This window comes from Candidatus Jidaibacter acanthamoeba (assembly GCF_000815465.1).
GTDB lineage: Bacteria > Pseudomonadota > Alphaproteobacteria > Rickettsiales > Midichloriaceae > Jidaibacter > Jidaibacter acanthamoebae.
Genome location: NZ_JSWE01000142.1, coordinates 1 through 236, shown reverse-complemented (window position 1 = coordinate 236; position 236 = coordinate 1). Strand labels below are relative to the sequence as shown.

Annotated in this window: 1 protein-coding gene; it reads left to right on the top strand. The window is 29.2% G+C overall.

What is annotated here, in order from left to right:
• Positions 1–19 precede the first annotated feature (19 nt).
• A partial coding sequence (locus NF27_RS07255) for a tetratricopeptide repeat protein (protein ID WP_039457652.1) occupies positions 20–236 on the top strand: 217 nt, incomplete at its 3' end.

Below are 236 nucleotides of genomic sequence, written 5' to 3'. Positions count from 1 at the left end.
TAGTCATTTAGGGTTTTCTATGTATAAGAGCGGCAATTATCATGAAGAAGAAATTTTAGAGCATTTAAGAAAAGCACTAAATATTGATAAAGAAATATTTGGGCACGATCATTATGAAGCATCTGTAAGACATAGTAATCTAGGGGTAGTATTATGCGGTATGAATGAATTCAAGGATGCTATATACCATCTAAACCTAGCAATATTAATTAATAAGAAGAAAGGTAATAATATAA